Annotated in this window: 17 protein-coding genes and 1 other RNA gene; 12 read left to right on the top strand and 6 right to left on the bottom strand. The window is 45.8% G+C overall.

Annotated elements, in window-relative coordinates; genetic code table 11:
• Positions 1 to 170: 170 nt before the first annotated feature.
• The 6 genes from OW491_RS13985 (at position 171) to OW491_RS13960 (ending at position 8,935) form a co-directional block, all read left to right on the top strand.
• Positions 171 to 1,517 carry a magnesium transporter gene (locus OW491_RS13985; RefSeq protein ID WP_075170899.1) on the top strand — a complete coding sequence of 449 codons (1,347 nt, stop codon included), beginning with the start codon at positions 171 to 173 and terminating at the stop codon, positions 1,515 to 1,517.
• A 220-nt stretch (positions 1,518 to 1,737) separates the two neighbouring features.
• Entirely contained in the window at positions 1,738 to 2,520 is a 783-nt protein-coding gene (locus OW491_RS13980; protein WP_075170900.1) for a 3-hydroxybutyrate dehydrogenase, read from the top strand.
• 111 nt (positions 2,521 to 2,631) lie between these two features.
• Positions 2,632 to 3,642 (top strand): patatin-like phospholipase family protein, encoded by a 1,011-nt coding sequence (locus OW491_RS13975; RefSeq protein ID WP_290036545.1) that lies wholly within the window; start codon positions 2,632 to 2,634, stop codon positions 3,640 to 3,642.
• Between the two features lie 238 nt (positions 3,643 to 3,880).
• The gene (locus tag OW491_RS13970) at positions 3,881 to 6,235 is read left to right on the top strand and encodes a glucose/quinate/shikimate family membrane-bound PQQ-dependent dehydrogenase (protein ID WP_290036543.1); all 2,355 of its coding nucleotides are present in this window, start codon (positions 3,881 to 3,883) and stop codon (positions 6,233 to 6,235) included.
• 243 nt (positions 6,236 to 6,478) lie between these two features.
• Entirely contained in the window at positions 6,479 to 6,985 is a 507-nt protein-coding gene (locus tag OW491_RS13965) for a DUF3015 family protein (protein WP_290036542.1), read from the top strand.
• Between the two features lie 78 nt (positions 6,986 to 7,063).
• Positions 7,064 to 8,935, top strand: coding sequence for a DUF4105 domain-containing protein (locus OW491_RS13960; RefSeq protein WP_290036541.1), 1,872 nt, complete (start codon positions 7,064 to 7,066; stop codon positions 8,933 to 8,935).
• Positions 8,936 to 9,056: 121 nt separating this feature from the next.
• Here OW491_RS13960 and OW491_RS13955 read toward each other — a convergent pair whose 3' ends face one another.
• Positions 9,057 to 10,043 (bottom strand): zinc-dependent alcohol dehydrogenase family protein, encoded by a 987-nt coding sequence (locus OW491_RS13955; RefSeq protein WP_075179276.1) that lies wholly within the window; start codon positions 10,041 to 10,043, stop codon positions 9,057 to 9,059.
• A 108-nt stretch (positions 10,044 to 10,151) separates the two neighbouring features.
• On the opposite strand from OW491_RS13955, the gene OW491_RS13950 reads away from it, so the two are divergent.
• A complete protein-coding gene (locus tag OW491_RS13950; RefSeq protein WP_075179275.1) occupies positions 10,152 to 11,042 on the top strand; it encodes a LysR family transcriptional regulator in 891 nt (296 codons plus the stop codon).
• Between the two features lie 70 nt (positions 11,043 to 11,112).
• On the top strand, positions 11,113 to 11,949 hold the full coding sequence (locus tag OW491_RS13945) for an SDR family NAD(P)-dependent oxidoreductase (protein ID WP_290036540.1): 837 nt from the start codon (positions 11,113 to 11,115) through the stop codon (positions 11,947 to 11,949).
• Between the two features lie 735 nt (positions 11,950 to 12,684).
• Here the strand turns inward: OW491_RS13945 and OW491_RS13940 are convergent.
• The 3 genes from OW491_RS13940 to smpB all read right to left on the bottom strand — a co-directional run bounded on the left by OW491_RS13940 (position 12,685) and on the right by smpB (position 14,661).
• Positions 12,685 to 13,047: a hypothetical protein gene (locus tag OW491_RS13940; protein WP_290036538.1), complete on the bottom strand. Its 363-nt coding sequence runs from the start codon at positions 13,045 to 13,047 to the stop codon at positions 12,685 to 12,687.
• Positions 13,048 to 13,767: 720 nt separating this feature from the next.
• Positions 13,768 to 14,126, bottom strand: a transfer-messenger RNA (tmRNA) gene (gene ssrA / locus OW491_RS13935).
• A gap of 55 nt (positions 14,127 to 14,181) precedes the next feature.
• Positions 14,182 to 14,661: an SsrA-binding protein SmpB gene (smpB, locus tag OW491_RS13930; RefSeq protein ID WP_075170909.1), complete on the bottom strand. Its 480-nt coding sequence runs from the start codon at positions 14,659 to 14,661 to the stop codon at positions 14,182 to 14,184.
• Between the two features lie 228 nt (positions 14,662 to 14,889).
• Here smpB and OW491_RS13925 point away from each other — a divergent pair, with 228 nt between their 5' ends.
• From OW491_RS13925 to OW491_RS13915, 3 genes are read left to right on the top strand one after another with little or no spacing between them, the layout of a single operon-like run.
• Positions 14,890 to 16,257, top strand: a complete 1,368-nt coding sequence (locus OW491_RS13925) for a sodium-dependent transporter (protein ID WP_075170910.1) — start codon at positions 14,890 to 14,892, stop codon at positions 16,255 to 16,257.
• A gap of 14 nt (positions 16,258 to 16,271) precedes the next feature.
• Entirely contained in the window at positions 16,272 to 16,703 is a 432-nt protein-coding gene (locus OW491_RS13920; protein WP_075170911.1) for a type II toxin-antitoxin system RatA family toxin, read from the top strand.
• A 21-nt stretch (positions 16,704 to 16,724) separates the two neighbouring features.
• Positions 16,725 to 17,054: an RnfH family protein gene (locus OW491_RS13915; RefSeq protein WP_075170912.1), complete on the top strand. Its 330-nt coding sequence runs from the start codon at positions 16,725 to 16,727 to the stop codon at positions 17,052 to 17,054.
• Positions 17,055 to 17,152: 98 nt separating this feature from the next.
• Here OW491_RS13915 and bamE read toward each other — a convergent pair whose 3' ends face one another.
• A complete protein-coding gene (gene bamE, locus OW491_RS13910; protein WP_075170913.1) occupies positions 17,153 to 17,500 on the bottom strand; it encodes an outer membrane protein assembly factor BamE in 348 nt (115 codons plus the stop codon).
• An 82-nt stretch (positions 17,501 to 17,582) separates the two neighbouring features.
• On the opposite strand from bamE, the gene fur reads away from it, so the two are divergent.
• Positions 17,583 to 18,008, top strand: a complete 426-nt coding sequence (gene fur / locus OW491_RS13905; RefSeq protein WP_075170914.1) for a ferric iron uptake transcriptional regulator — start codon at positions 17,583 to 17,585, stop codon at positions 18,006 to 18,008.
• 126 nt (positions 18,009 to 18,134) lie between these two features.
• On the opposite strand, the gene recN is transcribed toward fur, so the two are convergent.
• Positions 18,135 to 19,799, bottom strand: coding sequence for a DNA repair protein RecN (gene recN / locus OW491_RS13900; protein ID WP_290036533.1), 1,665 nt, complete (start codon positions 19,797 to 19,799; stop codon positions 18,135 to 18,137).
• Positions 19,800 to 19,845 lie beyond the last annotated feature (46 nt).

The raw sequence follows: 19,845 nt of genomic DNA, 5'->3' as shown, positions 1-19,845 counted from the left end.
AAGATATGTTCGGCATAATCGCATAGATAATTGATAAAGTTGAGTAAATTTATTGGATTCTGATGACGGAATAGGTGAAAACATAGTGCACTGTGTGTATGTTACCTATGGGCTAGATTAAGCGGTGTAGCCACCCATTCTAATGCGGTGCTATTAAGGAGTTGCGGTATATGAGCGAAGAAATAGGCGTACTAGTTGAGCAGATTTTAAAGGTCGATAAAGATGAAAATACCGCTCCTTCCGAAGCCTTAGCCGAGCAACTAGAACACTTAGATGCAGAGCAATTAGCCTTATTGCTAGGCGCGCTACCCTTAGATGAGCGCTTGGAGCAATGGGAACGTATTCCCGCCGATGAGCAAAGCGCAATCCTGGTGGAGTTAGGAGGTGACACTCGCCTCAGTATTTTACGTACCTTGTCATTCGCAGCGCTTGAAAGTTTATTCGCTAAGCTCACGCCAGAAGAATTGATAGAGCTATCTGATGACCTCCCTGATGAGTTCATTGATATCGCGCTGCGCCAAATGGATCAAAAACAGCGCCAGCACTTTGAGCACAGTAATCAATTTAATGAAGACCAAATAGGCCGTTATGCCGATCATAGTTTGCTGGTGCTGCCGCAAAACGCGAAAGTTTACGATGCCTTGCGACTGATGCGTCGTGATATCCCCGAGTGTACTGATGCGTTGTTTCTGACCGATAGGGCAGGGCGCTATACCGGCACAGTATCCCTACATAAACCGTTAAGCTCGCCCGGGCATATTCCGCTGGCTGAACTGATGGACGAGCAAGTTAAGCCGCTGGCGGCTGAGGTCTCCCTAGAAGATAGTGTCGATATTATAGAGAAGTCTGATTATGTGTTACTGCCAATAGTTGACCAAAAAGGCATGTTAATTGGACGTATGACACTAAAAGATGGCCTGCAAATTTTACGCGAGTCTCATGATGCCGAAATGATGGCGCAAGCGGGTTTGTCGGAAGATGAAGATTTATTCTCGCCAGTTTTACGAAGTTCGATGCGTCGAGCGACGTGGTTGGGGATTAATTTACTGACGGCATTTTTAGCGTCGTGGGCGATTGGTTTGTTTGAAGCAACATTACAGCAGGTAGTGGCCTTAGCTGTCTTAATGCCAATAGTGGCTTCGATGGGGGGCATTGCCGGTAGCCAAACGTTAACGCTGATTATTCGAGGGATAGCCTTAGGGCAGATTTCAAAAGGTAACTTATGGCCGCTATTGCGAAAAGAGCTGAGTGTCGGTGGATTTAATGGTGTTTTGTGGGCAGGTGCCATTGGTGCTATTGCCGCATGGTGGTTTAGTGATCCGATGATCGGTGTGGTTATAGGCTCGGCTATCGCCATTAACATATTGGCAGCAGCCATTGCTGGTGTATTTGTTCCGCTCATACTCGATAAAATGAAAATAGACCCTGCGTTGTCAGGCTCGGTTATTTTGACAACAGTGACAGATGTCGTTGGCTTCGTGACTTTCCTAGGGTTAGGAACACTACTATTGATTTGATCCCTCACTGACTATCGCATTCCTATGGGAACTTTTTTGTGCGCCGCAACACAAATATGGTAGTTTCTAGATCCCTATGATGTATTTTAGGGAGCAGTCTTAGATGTATAGCGACAAATCGCATCGTCAATTAACAGTTTTTGAAGGCGTGTGATCACGATTATTTAGCAACCACCGAACACAGGGCCTTCAGCAATCCCAAATGGTAAGGGGCAAGATCATGTTAAAAGGAAAAAACGCAGTAGTGACCGGTTCCACATCAGGTATCGGCCTAGCCTATGCTAAAGCCTTCGCCAAAGAAGGTGCCAATGTAATGATTAATGGCCTGGGTGATGCGGATGAGATTGAAAAAACACGTGCCTCACTAGAGGCCGAGTTTGGTGTTAAAGCCTTGTACTCATCAGCGAACATGCTAAAGCCAGACGAGATCGCCGAAATGATAGCAACCGCAGAAAAAGAACTCGGTTCGGTTGATATTTTAGTGAATAACGCTGGTATTCAATTTGTATCTCCAATTGATGAGTTTCCCGCTGAAAAATGGGATGCCATTATCGGTATCAACCTAACCTCGGCATTTCATACGATTAAAGCGGCACTGCCGGGCATGAAAGAAAAAGGTTGGGGGCGCATTATTAACACGGCGTCTGCGCACGCGCTGGTGGCTTCCCCGTACAAATCAGCTTATGTAGCCGCAAAGCATGGTATCGCAGGCTTAACCAAAACAGTGGCGCTGGAAGCCGCCGAAAAGGGTATTACGGTTAATGCTATCGCGCCAGGCTATGTGTGGACGCCTTTGGTGGAAGCTCAAATAGCTGATACCGCTAAGTCTCGCGGGATTACGGAAGAGGAAGTTAAAGAGAACGTATTGCTGGCTGCCCAACCTACTAAAGAGTTTGTTACGGTTGAGCAAGTAGCGGCGATGGCTGTATTTTTATGCAGTGATGCTGCTTCATCGATGACAGGCACAATTTTGCCTATCGATGGTGGTTGGACCGCACACTAATCAATGCTAACCATTTTTTAGAACGACGCTTGGTATTTACTGGGCGTTTTTTCTATCTGTATTAATATTCAGAAATTACGTTCTAGTTCGCGTTTATAACGGGAGTGTTACATGCCAAAAAAATCGCTTAACTTAGCCCTTCAAGGTGGCGGTTCTCATGGCGCCTACACTTGGGGAGTATTAGATTATCTGTTAGAAGATGGCCGCATTAGTATTGAGGGGATCTCGGGTACAAGCGCAGGGGCGATGAATGCGACGATACTAGCGCAAGGTTATATGAGAGGTGGTATAGACGGCGCGCGCCAATCTTTAGAAGACTTTTGGCGAGCAGTATCTAAAGCCGGTGCTTTGAGCCCAATTAAGCGCTCTCCGTTGGACGTGCTCACGGGTAATTGGAGCTTTGATTTATCGCCTAGTTACTTCTTTTACGATTTAATTAGTCATGTCAGTTCGCCTTACGACTTTAACCCATTAAATATCAATCCATTAAAAGAGCTGTTGGAATCTCAGGTGGATTTTGATTTAGTACGCTCTTGCAAGCATCTCAAGTTGTTTATCGCAGCAACGAATGTCCGGACCGGTAAAATCAAGGTCTTTGAACGAGAAGAGCTGACAGCGGATATGGTCATGGCATCGGCGTGTTTACCGGAGCTTTACCAAGCGGTTAATATTGATGGTGAATCTTATTGGGATGGCGGTTATGTTGGTAACCCACCACTTTATCCGTTGTTTGGAGCCAAATCCAAAGATATTGTCATTGTGCAAATTAACCCGATAGAAAGAAGCGAAATTCCTCGTACGGCTAGAGAAATAGCCAATAGAGCGAATGAAATTTCGTTTAATACTTCGCTTTTACGCGAGCTACGATCCATTGAGTTTGTGCAGCGATTGGTTAAATCCGAAAAAGTCGATAAAGATCATTATTCGAATATTCATGTTCATCGTATTGAAGCGACGGATGAAATAAACCCATTGTCGGCTTCCAGCAAATTAAATGCTGAGTGGGAGTTTCTAAAAAAACTTCGCGATATAGGGCGAATATCTGCACAGCAGTTCCTAGATCAGCATTACGAAACGATTGGCAAACATTCATCACTGGACTTGGTGAAAGAGTTCTCGTAAAGCACTGTCTACGTAATGAGTTGCCCACTGAGGCTTGCTTGTAACTTGCTGTTACAAAAAGACAATTTCGTTACAAAAGAAAATTACATTCATTCGTGTATGTTATGGAACATACACACTCTTCTTGTGTCTGCCTGTAGTAAGCTCAGTAACATTTGGCCGTCAAAAACAGCGCTGATTGTTTTATCGTAATGTGGCCGAGCGATATTTCTGGAATCTCAATGAAAAGGATCTTTGTATGATCATATTTTCCATTTTATTTGCGTTGATAGGCTTGGCACTGCTATTGGGCGGTGTCTGGTTAATCACGTTAGGTGGCAGTTTGTACTATGCCATAGCCGGTGTTGTGCTGCTGGCGGTAGGCGTTCTTATAAAGAAAAACCGCTGTGCTGCACGGCTGCTCTATGCTGCTTTTCTTGTCGGCACCCTTATATGGTCTATTTACGAATCAGGCTTTGATTGGTGGCCACTGGCAACCCGAATGGGGATGTTTTTGATATTAACCATTCCCTTGTTTATCTCTACTGGGACTAAAGGAAAAGGCGGTAATAAATTATTACTGCCAATATGGGGAGCTACGGCTGCTATCACGCTGATTACACTTATTGTGCCCGATAGCTCTACGGTGTCGGGGACCCTATCTAATGAGACGGTCTCTGCTAACCCAGATACAGGAGATGTCCCCGCGGATAGTTGGTTAAGTTATGGCCGAAGCAACTTGGGGCAGCGTTATTCGCCGCTTACGCAAATTACACCTGATAACGTAGAAACCTTAGAGCAAGCTTGGCAGTACCGCACCGGGGACCTGAAAGGTCCTAAAGATGTCGGCGAAACAACGTATGAAGCAACGCCGCTTAAAATTGGCAATGCACTGTATATTTGCACCCCGCATAACTGGGTGGTTGCATTAGATGCCGATACTGGCGAAAAACTATGGGTCTACAACGCCAAAGTACCTGCTGAAAGTCAGCGTCAGCACCAAACATGCCGAGGTGTTTCTTACTTACCGCCAGCGGGTTTATCTACATCAGAATCGATCGTAGCCGTTAAAGCTAGTCGCCCTGCTGAAAACATGCCAAGTATGCAATGTGATGCACAACTGTTTTTGCCAACATCAGATGCACGCTTAATCGCCATTGATCCTGAAACGGGCGCGCGATGCAGCAACTTTGCTAATGATGGCGAGTTAGACCTCATGCATAACATGCCCTTCAAACAGGCGGGTTATTATTACTCCACATCACCACCGCTCGTTGCTGGTGGAGTAGTGATTGTTGCTGGGTCAGTGAATGATAACTATGCAGTGAATGCCCCATCAGGCGTTATTCGTGCTTATGATGTTAAAACAGGTGAGCTAAAGTGGAACTGGGACTCAGGTCATCCTGATGATACAGCTCCCATAGGCGAAGGCGAAGTATATGCCACGAGCTCTCCGAATAGTTGGTCGACAGCAAGTGCAGACCCCGCGTTAGGCCTAGCGTACTTCCCTATGGGGAACCGAACGCCTGATCAACTGGGCATGTATCGAACGCCGGCAGAAGAAAAATACGCCACATCTGTTGTTGCACTGAGTTTGGAAACAGGTCAAGTTGAGTGGGTTCAGCAGTTTATTCATCATGATCTATGGGATATGGATACGCCGGCTCAGCCTTCGTTGTTAGATTTGGATACTGATAGTGGCGTACAACCCGCATTAGTGGTCCCGACTAAGCAAGGCGATGTCTATGTGCTTAATCGGGCAACAGGCGAACCTATCTTCCCCATTACCGAAAAGCCAGCGCCGCAAGGAACGATTCCGGGCGATTTTTCTTCGCCAACACAGCCTGAGTCAGCACTTAATTTTAAGCCTGAGCCTTTAACTGAAGCGAAAATGTGGGGTGCAACTCCACTGGATCAACTCATGTGCCGCATCCAGTTTAAATCACTTAAATATGATGGGCAGTACACGCCACCATCCACGCAAGGTACGCTCGTTTATCCGGGTAATTTTGGCGTCTTCAACTGGGGTAGCATAGCGGTAGATCCTAAGCGCCAAGTGATGTTCGGTATGCCCCTTTACCTTGCTTTTACGTCTAAGTTGATCCCTAAAGAGGGAGCCGCATTAGGTGAAACAAACACAGGTGAGCAAGGTGTCAATGAAAATGCCGGTGCCGATTATGCCGTACAAATGGGACCTTTTTTATCACCGTTAGGAGTGCCTTGTCAGCAGCCCCCATGGGGTTTCGTCGCGGGTGCTGACTTACGTACGGGTAAAATTGAATGGATGCACAAAAACGGCACAGTAGAAGACTTATCGCCAATTCCAGTCCCGATTAAAATGGGAGTGCCGGGGATAGGCGGTCCTGTGATTACTGAAGGAGGTGTTGTTTTTATGGCGGCAGCTGTAGATGACTACCTTCGTGCCTACAACCTCACCGATGGCAAGCAGCTTTGGGAAGCCCGTTTACCTGCGGGTGGTCAAGCAACACCCATGACTTACTTAAATAGTAAAGGCGAGCAGATGGTTGTCATTGTGGCTGGTGGTCATGGCTCAATAGGCACAACTATTGGCGATTATGTTGTTGCTTACAAGCTGAAGCCCAACCAGGAATAGCAGCGCAGGCGTACAGTGACATAAAGCCGTTAAGGGTCCCCCCCTTGGCGGCTTTTTTATTTTTACACATGCCTTAATCGGTCCCGCGTATCGTCTGTAGATCAATAATCTTCTTAGTATTAATCCATACAAAGTGTCTGTAATTAGGAAAAATTCCTATATATTTCAATATCTCCCGTTTGTTATATTCGGCGGCCGCTTTGGATGGATGTTCAAAGTTCTATCGGAAATTAAGGATAAATTATGAAAACTAAAAAGATAATTAGTGCTTTGGCTTTGGCGTCGGCTTGTGTCGCAGGGACATCAACTGCATTTGCAGCTGATACAAAAGCACCTGGTACAGGGCCAAACCCATTCACTGATTGTGGTATCGGTGCCGCTTTATTTAAGGACACACATTGGGCGGCAGTATCGTCTAATATCATTTGGGATTTAGGGACAACCGCTGTTACTTCTGCGACCTTGAGCCCTGAAACGTGTTCTGCTCAGAATGTTCAGGCTGCACAGTTTATTTTGGAATCGTATAAAAATCTGGCAGAAGACACGGCAAAGGGGCAAGGCGAAAGTTTAGCCGCGATGATGGATATTTACGGGTGCCAGCAAGAACAAGCCGTTTCGGTCATCAGCGCAGTGCGAGCTGACATGGCTGAGCAAGTAGGCTCAGCAAACTACACAAACCAAACCACAGTTGAAAAAGCATCGGCTTATTACAACACGGTAACCTCTGCTGCTAAGGTCTGCGCTGCCTAAGCACACATATACTTCACTCAAAGCCTAGCATTGGGTGAAGTTCTCTCTTATTACCTAATATTGAAAAGATGCTTATTCATGCTCTGTCGTATCGTCTTTGTGGTTATGTGCTTTATGATGTCTTGTGCACAGGCGGCCGCGCTGCCTGAATTTAATAGTAGACTCCTTCAGCAGCGATCGGCCGATATTTTATGGCTTAAATTAATGCACTATGAGCGTGATACATCGACGCGCTCAGGCTATTTGGGAGCGATCAAACATCCTGATTTTTACCTAGACGAGAACGGACGCTCTGACCCAATCGCCGAGCTTAGTGCAACACTAACCGCATTTTATGCAGAAGATTCCTCGAACGACCTACACGCTCAATGCCGATTTCCGGCTCGTTATTTATGGTTTAAACGTTGGGCGCCTAAGCAACTAACCTTACCGGCTTCTGTGCCGTGTAAAGCCTATGAGGATTGGTCTGAAGGCGAGAACTTCCAGTCCATTAGCATTGTTTATGTCACTGGCTACTTAGGCAATCCCGCATCATTTTATGGGCATACGTTTTTAAAGTTCAATACGGCTCAAAAACGCTCGCACGATTTGGATAAAACTATCAACTTTGGAGCTATTGTCCCCGATGCCGAAAACCCGATTACCTACATCTTAAAAGGAGTGTTTGGCGGCTATGACGGAGGTTTCAGCGAGGTTGGTTATTACTTCCATACAAATAACTATGGTGATAACGAACTCCGTGATATGTGGGAGTACGAACTCAATGTGAGTGCCGAGGATACAGCACTCATGGCGGCTCATGCGTGGGAGGTCTTAAAAAAAGAGTATACCTATTTCTTTTTTAAGAAAAACTGTGCTTACCGAATGGCGGAGATAGTCGAGCTCGCTACCGGTGTTAATATCCTAGATGATAAGCCTGTAACCATACCACAATCGCTCATTACGGCAGTTCATCGTGCCTCTGTAAAAGGCCAGCCTTTGGTTAAAACAATGGTTTATCGGCCCTCGCGCCAATCTAGGCTATACGACAAATATGCCTCTTTATCCGCACGAGAAAAGAAGTTGTTACATGAGTTAGTAGACGATCCAAAATTGCTGGAAAGCGATACCTATAAGCATGAGCCGGTAGCTTCGCAACAGAGGGTTATTGAAACCTTATTGGATTATTTACAGATCTCTCGGGAGTTAGAGGATAGAGCGAGTAATAAAATAAACGCTTTTTATCAGCGAGCCTTATTAGAGCGCTATCGTTTGCCGGTGGGAAAGGCCAGCTTTGTAACGGCAAGCACGGCAGCACCGCATGAAGGGCGTGCTCCTAGTTTGGTGCAAGTGGGTTTAAGGCACAATTCGGCGCAAGGCGATGGATTGCTGTTTAGGTTACGCCCAGCTTATTACGATGTACTGGATGCGGATAAGAGCCACGTAGCGGATTCAGTATTAAGCATGGGTAGCGCAGAATTGTTGGTAGAAGACAGCACGGTTTCGCTGAAACGCTTGTCACTGATCGACTTGGAAAGCGTAAATTCCGCCGTCACGGGGTTACCTGGAGATAACGGGCAGAGTTGGAAACTGAATATCCTTATTGAGCCCCTCGACTTGCGTTGTGATGATTGTATGGCCTTTAAAACACAAGCTTACTACGGGCAATCTAAAAGATTAACTCCGCATCTACTGGTAGGGGGGTATTTAGGCGGCGTTGTGCAAGATAATGTGAGTCACAATGCGAACGTAGAGCTTGCTGTGCGAGCGTTTACAAACGTAACAACAGGTCATCGCTTGAGTGGTACCTTTTTTGTGGAGTCACTCACGGCTGTGGATAACGATGCCAGTAGCCGTTATAAGCTTAGAGCAGAGCTGCGTGCAGCCTTGTCAAAAGTAACCGATATCCGGTTAGTATATGATCATGACCAAGCTGAAGAGCTTTCCCTCAAGCTTGGGTTTTACTTTTAAGGCTTTTCATTCAATGCGCTAAGGTAATCAGTGTCATTTATCGCGGCGTTTGTTTGCTGATTAAGTGCCAATAAAAAAGCTCCGCGTGTGCGAAGCTTTATAGGGGCCGATGATAGCCGGATTACACGTTGATAACGACCTTGCCTAATGCTTGGCCGCTGTTTAGGCGGTCATGAGCTTTACCGGCGTCTTCAAGACTGAACTGCTCGCTATCTACGATAGGCTTAAGCTTTCCTGCATCAGCTATTTCGGCCAGAGTCGTTAAGATATCGCCATGCACTTCCCGTTTGTGGTTGTAAAGCATAGGTATCAACATAAACACGACATGTAATGACAAGCCTTTAAAGTGAGCTGTGTTTAAATCAACTTCCAGCATCGACACAGTTGTCGCCACATGAGCATTTAAGGCAGCTGCATCGAAAGAGTTCGTTAGGTTAGCGCCCCCTACAGAGTCAAATACCACATCAAAACCTGCACCGTCAGTGTAGCTGGCAACATAATCAGCAACAGACTCGGTGCGATAATTAATGGCAGTAGCCCCCAGTTGCTTAATCAAATCCAGTTGTTTGTCGCCACCGCCTGTTGAATAAACATCAGCGCCAAAGTAGTTAGCTAGCTGTAATGCAATATGACCTACGCCTCCAGACCCGCCATGAACCAGCACCTTTTGGCCTTTGCTAATGCCTGCACGCATTAAGCCTTCGTAAGCGGTAATACCGACCAAGGGAATGGCAGCGGCTTCTTGCATCGACAATGACTTAGGCTTAAAAGCAATCAGTTTGGCGTCTGCTAACATATATTCTGCCAGCGCCCCGGGGATATCGGCTAGGCCACCTGCGCAGCCATATACTTCATCGCCTACACTGAAAGTGGTGACATCGTCAGCGACGGCTTCTACTGTGCCTGCAAAATCCATCCCAAGTACCGCTGGTAAATCAGGAGAAAGCGGAAGCTCTTTGCCCATCTGACGTATCATAGTATCTACGGTGTTAACGCTAGTAGCCGCGACTTTAATAAGAACGTGGCCTGGTTTTACAACGGGCTTTGCGACATCGGCTAATGCAAAAACATCGCTGTCGCCATAGGCGTTAATGATCATTGCTTTCATTGTGATGGCTCCTTAAAAAGTGATAGAGCCAGTATATTTATAGCTTTGAACGTTGATAATATGTTAAATAAGCTAATCACTTTTTAGTTTTTATTGATAATGGTGCGTATGAATATTGATCATCTAGCACTTTTTGTTCGTGTTGCGGCACTTCACAACATCAGTTTAGCTGGGAAAGAGTTGGGCTTATCGCCTGCTGTGGCCAGTGCGCACATGAATAAATTAGAAGCGGACTTGGGAGTTCGGCTTATCCATCGCACTACCCGTCGAGTCTCATTATCGGAAGAGGGCGAGGCGTTTTTACCGCATGCACTGGCAGTGCTTGAGTCCACTGAGGCGGCGCGAGCTTCAATTGGTGCTGGTAACGCAAAGCCACAGGGGCGATTACGCATTGCGGCACCAGCGTCCTTAGGGCGGATGCATTTACTGCCCGCGCTCGAACCTTTTTTAGCCCGTTACCCTGACTTGTCTGTCGATTTGTATCTTAGTGACAGCGTTGTCGATATGGTAGAAGGTGGTTTTGATATTGCAATACGGGATGCGCTGCTGCACGACTCCAGCATGATTGCCCGAAAACTAGCGCCCGTAAAGCGGCTGGTATGCGCTGCCCCAGCATACATTGATCAGCATGGCGAACCCGCCACTCCCGCTGAGCTTGTTAATCACCAATGTGTCAACTTAATGGGCTTAGAAACATGGGTATTTCAAACGCCAGACGGCAAGCAAAGCATTAAAACAAACAACAAATTACGCACAGATAATGGAGAAGCCGCGCGCGATGCCTGCATTAGCGGCTTAGGTCTCACTGTTAGTTCAACGTGGTGCTGTTATGACAACATTCAAAGGGGGGAGTTGGTTCACGTACTAAAAGATTATCCACTCATTAGCAGTACTGCTCTCTGGGCGATGTATCCAAGTTCTCGGCTTGTAGCACCTAAGGTTAGGGCGTTTATTGATTATTTCTCGGATTACTTTACAGAATCGCCGTATTTCTCATAATCAATAAATACACAAAACTCTTTCTTTATTTAACGCTGTTATTTCTGACGCCTAAGCACGGTATAAAGGTATGCAGATCGCAGACCAAGGGGATAAAGGGATGAAAAAAACGATTCTGATTACAGGGTCGACAGACGGTATCGGGTTAGTCACAGCCCACGCGCTAGTTAAATTGGGGCACACCGTCCTTCTGCATGGCCGAAATGAATCAAAATTGCAGGCTGCGCAGACTGCCATACTGCAAGAAACGCCCACCGCTAAGCTGGCAGCTTTTGTAGCAGACCTATCGAGCTTGCAACAAGTAACCTCCCTAGCCAAGACGGTGAGTGAGCATTATCCAACCTTGGATGTTCTCATTAATAATGCGGGAGTACACACGATTGCAGACACCACCACACAGGAAGGTCTAGATACTCGCTTTACCGTTAACACCATAGCGCCTTACCTCTTAACACGACGACTACTGGCGCAACTCAAACCTGATGCTAGGGTTGTTAACTTATCATCGGCAGCCCAAGCCGATTTAAACCCTGCTGAGTTACAGCAACCAAGCTCTCTACCCAGCGGGCAAGTGTATGCCAAAAGTAAGCTCGCGCTCACGATGTGGTCGCGCGGCCTCGCTGAACAGCTAGGGAAGCAAGGCCCTGTAGTCGTTGCCGTTAACCCCGCTTCCCTTTTAGGGAGCAAAATGGTTAAAGAGGCTTATGGCATCTCTGGAAGCGACTTAACACGAGGAGCGGATATTTTGGTCAAAGCCGCGCTTTCTGATGAATTTGCCGAAGCATCGGGCTTGTATTTCGATAACGACATTCCCGATTTTTCAGACCCGCACCCCGACGCGCTCAACAGCCAAAAGGTAGCTCAACTGATGCAACAGCTGGACACTATAGTGGCGAGCTATATTTAGGTTATTAAGCTATGCGCTAAATAAACGAAAGCCCCGCAGTTGCGAGGCTTTCAAGGTGTTTGGTGGAGGGTTTTGAACCTTCTTTTTTCATAATTAAATCAATTTGTTAAATATTTTCGTGTCTCGATAGCGCCATATAGATAGGTAATTATATCCAAGACAATATATGTTTGCTTTGTCATGGTTATCCTCTTTTCTGCGAAATTTTTTACTGATTGTAGTTGAACCGTACTTAAAGACTCAATTTTTTTAAAATTTTATCTTTATTGTGTAGCGGGGTATTTCTGTAGTTAGAGTTAAAAATATAAAATAAGATATAATAAATACTTTTTTCTGAAAAATACTTTTCAGTGAAACTTTGTAATTCAATTGCTGAGATTGTATCGTAGTAAATATCTAACGCTTCTATCTGCGGCGTCTTTTCTGATGCTTTAATATAAATTTTTTCAAGCTTTGTACTGAACGGTGAAAACTCTAAGCTGTAGGCTAAATAATCAAAGAAATCAATAAGCTTGTCATTTAGTTTAAACGTATGTTGTAGTCTAACTTGAAGGTGGATATCTATTAAAATATTGTGTATTTCAACTAAATCACATTCTATGTCAACTCTAAGTCCAATTTTGTTATAGAGGAATTCGCTTATTCTATTGTAAATAAGTATAGATTGATCGGAAGGGTCAAAAGTAAAGTCAGGATAAACAAACTTGTGCATTTGGGAAGGAGGTATAAATATTTCTATTTTCTTTTTTCAATATGCTTTATGAATTCTTCTAAGTGTTTGAAGTAGTTGGTGAATCTATTTTGTTCTTGTGTTAATTCAATTTGGTGATGAGTTTCTTCGGATCTCTTTATTGCAGCGTATATCCCGCTTATAGGTATGGATAAACCTGCAGAGTAAATGAAAAATTTAAATTCTTCACTTAGCTTTTTTATACCTTCTATGCTTGGGTTGAATTTGTAGTTTTCGTTGTAGGCAAATAATAACCCTATTACCAAAGATAGTAAGATTGGGGCTAATGTGAGAAACCAGAACCAAAAGTCTTTTTTTAAAGGAACTGATTTGATATCTGTATTAATTTTTTTTAATCCATCTGCCATAGACTTTCCTTATCATTCCCCAGTCCTTATGTCCCATTTGTTGCGTAACTCAAAGGGGATTCTTATTATCCGAGAGTAACATTGAAGCGAATGTGTGCCTAGTCTGGTAGGGGTTTCGATAGTCTACACCAGTGTTATAAAGCGCAGGAATCCATAAGCGCTTTTTTATGATGTGACCCCCACTCCACGGTTTATCAGCCCTAGGGGCATGAAAAACACGGTGCTCGTTTTTAGTAGAGGCTTCTTGAAAGGCTTGGCGCAGAGGCCCCAACATTATTAATACGTTTGTTACTTATATTGACGGTTTATAGCCATTCATAAACATGAGCTATCTTGAGCTCTTCAAGAGTCAGTTTTCCGAAGTTTGGAATCAGGTAGAAGTACATCGAGCTGTAATAGTCTCTAATCGTGCTGTGCTGGCATCGACGTAGCTTTTTTCTTGGGCGGTTTCTAAATAGCTTCGTACAAGGTCCTCAGCAAGGCTCTGATGAGTAGTAAATATGCGTTTGCGGAAGTCGTGGCACTGGCGAGTACCAATAGGCTTGAGTGCATCACAAAGCGTATCGACATCATTCGGTGCCGAATTTGTGACGAAATTGAGACGAGCTGTAGGCCGATGTTGACCAGTGTGGACTAAGTGGGAAAGGTTTAGGGAACCGCTGCAGGCCGCGTATTTGCTAGCCTGCGTTGGTCTGGAACGGTTTGAATCGTTCCTGAATTTGGTGGAGGTGGCGGGTTTCGAACCCGCGTCCGCCAATCCGCTGCCCTAAGATCTACATGTTTAGACTTCTCTATTGAGTTAACCCAGCACGACCCGAGAGTCAGGGTGTTTAGGGCGAGCCTTTTTAGTTTTAACCGTTCAGCTTAAGGCGAAGCATCCGGGCGGTTCTGTCTCAAATGACACCGCGAACCTCTGAGTTACAGACACCTCTGAGTGCGGCGCTAGCGGCCCTTAGGCTGCTAGAGCGTAGTTATCGTCGTTAGCAACTATAACTGTGTAGTAATGGATTTACGTGATTCACTACACTCACGACATGCACCTAAGGTTTTGTAACCGGCGTCGAATCCAAGTCACCCCCAGGAGGTGGAGCATTATGGAGTAAGACCTAACAAATGGAAAGAGGTTCAGCCGTTTTAGTTCGCATTCGACATGATGCGTTGTTTTTGGCGGTCCCAATCACGGTTCTTTTCGGTCTCTCGTTTGTCGTGCAATTTTTTACCTTTTACTAAGGCTATTTCGCACTTAACTTTGCCGTCTTTCCAATATAGAGACAAGGCGACAGAGGTGTAACCCTTTGCTTCTGTTGCTTCTATAAAATGGCTGATTTGGCGATGGTGGAGTAGTAGCTTCCTATCACGACGCGGTTCTGTCACGTAGTGAGTCGAGGCTTGGATAAGTGGAGTTATGTGAGCGCCAACTAGCCATGCTTCATCGTCTTTGAAAATGACGTATGAATCGACAAGTTGTCCGCGGCCTTCGCGAAGGCTTTTTACTTCCCAACCGGTCAGGCACAGTCCGGCCTCAAGCTTTTCTTCGATATGATATTCATACCGAGCGCGCTTGTTAAGACAGATAGTGTTGCCCGTGTTTTTTGATTTCTTCTGTTTAGCCATAGCCGCTGATTATAGCGATGCGTTCAGGGATGCGAAAGCAATATGATGGCATTTTGTTTATCGTTATGTGACTGGTTGTCTTTGTCGGATGGTAGTAAACAGCAGTGTCCGGTGGGAGGATGAGTCATTGAACGGTATATATGATAGGCGGTGAAAGTTGTGTTTATCGCTATTTACGTTAACAATGCCCGCTTCTAGGCGTTATTGGTTAAGTATTAAGAGAGCATTATGCAGGAAAAACTGTCAATTCACGGTTCATGGACTAACCGCTGGGTATTCATTTTGGCGGCTACCGGCTCGGCTGTTGGCTTGGGTAATATTTGGAAGTTTCCCTACATCACAGGTGAAAATGGCGGCGGCGCGTTTGTGCTGGTCTATTTGCTGTGCATTTTATTGGTAGGGGTTCCTATCATGATCTCCGAGGTGCTGGTGGGGCGTCGTGGGCGCATGAGCCCTATCAATTCGATGATCGAAACCGCTAAAGAGTCCGGCCTCTCGCGTCGCTGGGGGCTTGTTGGTTGGCTCGGGGCGCTGGCAGGTTTCATGATTTTCTCTTTTTACTCTGTGGTTGCTGGTTGGGTGCTGTATTACATAGCGGCGATGGCAAATGGCGATTTTGTTGATGCCGGCAAAGCGCAAGTGGGAGCAACATTTGAGAACCTGTTAGCCGACCCTGAAACCATGCTTATTTGGCACTCGGTTTTTGTCGTGTTGGTGATGGCCGTACTAGTGGGTGGAGTTAATAAAGGGTTAGAGCGTGCTTCGCGCATTTTGATGCCGGCGTTGTTTTTGTTACTGCTATTGTTGCTAGGCTACTCTTTTACCACAGGGCATTTTATGGAAGGTGTGACCTTCTTGTTCCACTTTTCCCCTGATGAACTGAGCTGGGAAGCCGTGTTAACCGCGCTGGGGCACTCCTTCTTTACATTGTCGCTGGGTATCGGTGCAATGATCGCATACGGTGCCTATATGCCTAAAAAGGCCTCTATTGGGGGGACGGTTTTAATTATCGCCGTGTTAGATACCCTGGTAGCGTTAGTCGCAGGTATGGCTATTTTCCCTATTGTGTTTGCTAACCAATTGAGTGCCGAAGCAGGCCCAGGCTTAATGTTTATTACGTTGCCTGTTGCTTTTGGGCAGATGGCTGGCGGCCAAGTATTCGGGTTTCTGTTTTTCGTGCTTGTGGGAGTGGCGGCTTGGACTTCTGCTATTTCGTTAATGGAGCCTTCGATCGCTTGGGTTGTCGAACGCTTTAAGGTTCATCGCTTAATCGCCTGTACCGGATTAGGCTTGTTAGGCTGGGGGCTGGGGCTTTTGAGTATCGGCTCATTTAATGTTTTATCTGACTACACATTGTTAGGCATGGGTGTGTTTGATCTGTTGGACTTTGCAACCGCTAATATCATGCTACCTTTAGGTGGTTTGCTAGTTTCTATTTACGTAGGCTGGTGGATGAAGCGTCCGGCTTTGGAAAACGAATTGGCTATACGCAATCCTTTTTGGTTTAACGCGTGGTACTTGGCTATTCGATTTATCGCACCAACAGCCGTTGCAGCAATTTTCGCGCTAAATTTGTACAATAAGCTCGCTGTATAGAGTAGAAGGTGAAAATGACCCATATTAAGCGCAGTGCATTGGTGATGCACACACAAGAGCAGATGTTTAACATTGTGAACGATGTAAATGCCTACCCTGAGTTTTTGCCATGGTGCGCTAGTACTGAGGTTCATCATGAAGATGATAAGTCGATAGAGGCAACCTTGCACTTAGCTAAGGCTGGCCTCAAGTATAGTTTTACGACGTTTAACCATTTAGAGCGTCCGGAAAAAATGGAAATCACCTTAGTGAAAGGGCCTTTTTCGACGTTGTCGGGTGTGTGGACGTTCCAAAAGTTAAGCGATGAAGCCTGCAAAGTAAATTTAGATCTTAATTTTGAATTTGCAGGAAAGCTCACCGCTTTGGCGATGAGTAAAGTGTTTAATCAGGTTGCTGCAACGATGGTCGATGCATTTGTGCAGCGGGCTGATGCAATTCATGGCTAGGCCGTATAGTGGGTGAAGAACATGAGTGATGATGCAGATTTAATAAATGTGGAAGTAACCTATGCGTTGCCAACCCAGCAGCGTATTGTGGCCTTGCAGGTTGAGCCGGGTACGACCGTGTATGACGCTGTAAAATTGTCGGGGATTGAAAAAATATTTCCCCAGATTAATTGCGAATCAGACCCCATGGGGATTTACGGTAAGGCGATAAGAGATCCAAAAACGACGGTGCTTAAAGAGGGGCAGCGTGTTGAGATTTATCGTCCGTTAATTGCTGATCCAAAAGAAGCCCGCGCTAAACGTGCAGCGAAGATGAAAGCGCAAAAAGAGGCAGAAGCTTCAGGTACATAATTGTGCAGGCGTTATGCCTAAGGTGTAAATGACTGCTAAAATACGAAAGGGCTGAAAAAATCAGCCCTTTTCGCATAAGAAGTACGCTAGCAACCTTGTTATTCGGCGGGAGCTACAGCAGGTTGTACTGTTTCGGTAGGTAGGCCTTCTAAATGATCTAGCTTACCTTCTTCAAAGAAAACAGTAATATGAGTTTGGACGCGGTCACCGCCAGCGACGCTTAGACTGCTAATATAGTCCCAACGATTGTTGCTAAAGGTATCCGTGACAAGTGGTGTGCCTAAAATGTATTGTACTTGGTTAGGTGTCATACCTTTTTCAAGTTGGTTGAGTTGCTCTTGCGTAACGACGTTACCTTGAGGAATATCGATTTTGTATACACCGGGGAATTCTGAGCAAGCGGTGAGTAAGGTGACTAAAGCTACGCTGATTAAAACCTTTCGCATGGGTAAATGACTTCCACTTTGACGTGTAAATAAAGATAATAGAGTCTAACATCCAGTAGACTGAATCAATAGAGTAAAGAAAATGTCTCTCGAAAATCAAGAGTTAAGAAAAGCCGGCCTGAAGGTTACCCTGCCTCGCGTTAAGATCTATCAGATCCTTGAGAAGGCGGGAGAAGGCGATCACTTCAGTGCAGAGGATATCTACAAGCTTCTGATGGGTATGGGCGAAGATGTTGGTTTGGCAACTGTTTATCGTGTGCTGACTCAATTTGAAGCGGCCGGGTTAGTATCTCGTCATCACTTTGAAGGTGGTCATTCTGTTTTTGAACTTGCGCGAGAAGAAGAGCACGATCATATCGTATGCGTTAAGTGCGGCCATGTACGTGAGTTTACAGACCCAGTTCTGATCGAGCGTCAGAATGAAATTGCAAAAGAGCTTGGCTTTAACATCACTGATCGTACATTGTACCTCTATGGTGTGTGCGCAGACGGTTGTGTAGAAAGCTAGAGTATAAATTACGTGACTGTGTCAGGCTCTGTGTAGGCTAGAGCCCTTCAGTATGCCAAGAAACCGATTAGGCTGTAGCGGCCTAATCGGTTTTTTTGTGTCCTATTAAAGTGACATGCCTCAGTCTTAATGGACGGTGCCTAACATTTCGCGCGCATGATCGATTGAGCGCTGTGTTACATCAATGCCGCCCAGCATCCTCGCCACTTCTTGAACACGCTCATCTTTAGCCAGCTCATTGATACGTGTATGAGTGGATGCACGGTCAGACCGTTTGCTGACAAACAAATGCTGGTGTCCTTGTGAGGCAACCTGCGGTTGGTGCGTGACGCAAAGTATTTGGGCCTGTTGACCCAGTTGGCGCAATAAGCGGCCAACGACTTCGGCGATAGCTCCGCCGATACCGACATCTACCTCATCAAAAATGAGCGTGGGTGTGGTTGAACATTGGGCTGTAATTACTTGTATAGCTAGGCTGATACGTGACAGCTCACCACCTGATGCTATTTTGGCCAGCGGGCGAGGGGGTTGCCCTTTATTCGTCGTAATAAGAAATTCAACATCCTCAGCGCCAGTGACTTGCGGTTTGTCCACAGGGTGCAGTGTGGCTATAAATGCCGCAGAGCTCATGCCAAGTAGGTGTAGTTGCTCATCTACCAGTTTATTGAGTTTTTTGGCGGCTTTTTGGCGAAGCAGCGTGAGTTTGGCGGCCGCTTGTGTGTAATCTTGCTGCAACTGTTCAACGTGTTGCGATAAGGCCTCTAGAGCTTCATCTGAATGATTAAGTTCATCAAGCTCGGTTTGCAATGCTTGATGAAATACGGGGATCTCTTCTGGTGTAATGCGATGTTTACGCGCTAACTCAAACAGGACTGAGAGGCGATCTTCAACCGCTTGTAAGCGCGACGGGTTCATTTCTACCCGGTCTAAGTAATGTCGGAGTTCGTTGCCAGCTTCTTGGATTTGAATTTGAGCGCTTTGAAGCAGCTCAATAGTTTGGTTGATTGCTGGTGCCCCGTTATTCAGGTTGGCGAGTGAGTGCAATGCTTGATTGAGCAGTTGCTCACAATTGTCACCATCGCCATCGGTCATTAAATTGAGCGAGTGGTGCCCGTTATGCAGAATTTCGCCTGCTTGGCTGAGTTCTTTTTGCTCTAACTCTAACTCGGCCAGCTCGTCGGTTTGTAAATTGATTTGATCAAGCTCTTCAACTTGATAACTAAGCAGCTGTACTTTGGCGTGATGCTCTGCGCTTTGGTTAAGCAACGTATTCAATTGCTTTTTTTGTGCGTTCCACTCGTTAAACAGTTGGGCGACTTTTTTGGCTTGGGCCGTGCTTTGTGAGAACTGATCGAGTAATTCTCGGTGGTGCTCTTTTTTAAGCAGGCGTTGGTGTTCGTGTTGGCCATGTATCGCAATGAGGTGTTCACCCAACTGCTTTAGTGCATTCAATGGGCACGCTTGTCCGTTAATATAACTGCGCGAGCGTCCTTCCTTGGTGATAACACGACGAATAATGCATTCATTATCAGAATCCAGATCTTGGCTGGTTAGCCACTCACGGGCTTCGGTTAGCTGGCTGATATCAAAGCTGGCTATGATTTCAGCACGTTCGGCACCTAAGCGAACGCTTCCGGCTTCGGCTCGGTCGCCCATCGTAAGGCCAAGGGCATCAAGCATAATCGATTTGCCAGCTCCTGTTTCGCCGCTGACGACGGTCATGCCTGCCTTTAAATCCAGATCAAGAGCTTCAACAATTGCAAAATTTCGAATCGATAGTTGTGCTAGCATCGCTAAACTCACACATGGTTATTTATACAGTGTTTATGTATAAGGC

The sequence above is a fragment of the Neptunomonas sp. CHC150 genome (assembly GCF_030397555.1).
Taxonomy (GTDB): Bacteria; Pseudomonadota; Gammaproteobacteria; order Pseudomonadales; family Balneatricaceae; genus Neptunomonas; species Neptunomonas phycophila.
Note: the sequence above shows the minus strand (reverse complement) of the source record. Positions and strands in the feature narration are given on the sequence as shown.